Below are 745 nucleotides of genomic sequence, written 5' to 3'. Positions count from 1 at the left end.
AGGTCAAGGGTGTAGAGCTGCTTGTCCTTCAGCGTCTCGGGCACCTCACCCTTGACGATCTTCTGCGACAGGCCCTCCACCACGGCGGTCTTCCCCACACCGGGCTCACCCACCAACACCGGGTTGTTCTTCGTCCGGCGGGACAACACCTGCATGACCCGCTCGATCTCCTTGTCCCGGCCGATCACCGGGTCGAGCTTGCCCTCCCGCGCGGCCTGCGTCAGGTTACGCCCGAACTGATCCAGCACAAGAGACGTCGACGGCGCCGACTCCTGCGGCCCACCCGCAGCCGCCGGCTCCTTGCCCTGATACCCGTGCAGCAACTGAATGACCTGCTGACGCACCCTGTTCAGATCAGCGCCCAGCTTCACCAGCACCTGCGCCGCGACACCCTCACCCTCCCGGATCAACCCCAGAAGAATGTGCTCGGTGCCGATGTAGTTGTGCCCGAGCTGCAACGCCTCGCGCAGCGACAGCTCAAGAACCTTCTTGGCCCGCGGCGTGAAGGGGATGTGTCCCGACGGCGCCGACTGCCCCTGACCGATGATCTCCTCGACCTGCTGGCGCACCCCCTCGAGACTGATCCCAAGGCTCTCCAGAGCCTTGGCCGCCACACCCTCACCCTCATGGATCAAGCCAAGAAGAATGTGCTCAGTACCGATGTAGTTGTGGTTGAGCATCCGAGCCTCTTCCTGGGCCAGGACGACAACCCGCCGCGCACGGTCGGTGAACCTCTCGAACATCT

At 64.2% G+C, this 745-nt stretch carries 1 protein-coding gene; it reads right to left on the bottom strand.

Annotation, left to right across the window (positions count from 1 at the left end; translation table 11 throughout):
* Positions 1–743 (bottom strand): Clp protease N-terminal domain-containing protein (locus tag FLX07_RS35875; RefSeq protein ID WP_280116569.1); only part of this gene is annotated, 743 nt, incomplete at its 3' end.
* Between the last annotated feature and the right edge of the window lie 2 nt (positions 744–745).

The sequence above is a fragment of the Microbispora bryophytorum genome, from assembly GCF_006874465.1.
Taxonomy (GTDB): Bacteria; Actinomycetota; Actinomycetes; order Streptosporangiales; family Streptosporangiaceae; genus Microbispora; species Microbispora bryophytorum.
The sequence above is the reverse complement of the archived record's forward strand: the minus strand, read 5'-3'. Positions and strand labels throughout refer to the sequence as shown.